At 66.9% G+C, this 795-nt stretch carries 1 protein-coding gene; it reads left to right on the top strand.

The genetic code is table 11. The features are described 5' to 3' along the window. Nucleotides 1-287 precede the first annotated feature (287 nt). Nucleotides 288-795, top strand: a 508-nt coding sequence (locus GCN75_RS28810) for a helix-turn-helix transcriptional regulator (protein WP_152285375.1), incomplete at its 3' end; no start/stop codon positions are given.

Here is a 795-nt window from a genome sequence, read left to right as displayed (position 1 = left end):
GGCTGACGCCGGGGGCGACGCCGACCTGGCGGTCCGTGACAGTGGCGCTGGCGTTGCGCGGCCCGCCGCTGCCGCCGCAGGCGGCGAGGGCGGCCATGGCTGCCGCGCCCAAAAGCAGGCGGCGGCGGGCATGGAAGGGGGAAATCATCGTGTGGTTCATGTCAGGCTCCGGCAAGGGGGATGGCGCCAGTATCGGCAGCGCGCATGAAGCGTGGCTGAGGCTGGCGTGAAGATCGCCTGAAGGAAAAGAATTTGACACTTTTTCCATAATTGGATAATCTGTCTGCATGAAAACACACGACGCTCCTCCCGCTGCCGCGCGCAACGCCGAACAAGTCCTGCTGCTCGAGCAGCTCAAGCAGGTGGCCGATGGCCTGGCGCGCACCTTTGCGCCATTTTGCGAAGTGGTCGTGCACGACCTGCTGGCGCCCGAACACGCGGTGCTGGCCATCCACAACAACCTGTCGGGGCGCGCCGTGGGCCAGCCCGCGACGGAACTGGGACTGGCGCGCATCCTCGACCCCGGCTTTGCCCAGGTGGTGGCGAACTACCCGAACAAATTCGCGGACGGGCGGCAAGCCAAGAGCACATCGATCGGCATCAAGGATGGCGATGGCAAGTACATCGCGGCCCTGTGCCTGAACGTGGACCTGACCCTGTTCCAGGGATTTCAAACGGCCATGAACCAGTTCGTGGCCGTCGATGCGGGCGCCGCGCCGCAGGAGTCGCTGGACCCGGCCGGCGCCGACGCCATCCGCGCGCGCATCGACCAGTTCGCGGCGCGCCTGGCCGCCA

Source organism: Janthinobacterium violaceinigrum, assembly GCF_009208555.1.
Taxonomy (GTDB): domain Bacteria; phylum Pseudomonadota; class Gammaproteobacteria; order Burkholderiales; family Burkholderiaceae_D; genus Janthinobacterium; species Janthinobacterium violaceinigrum.
The sequence above is the reverse complement of the archived record's forward strand: the minus strand, read 5'-3'. Positions and strand labels throughout refer to the sequence as shown.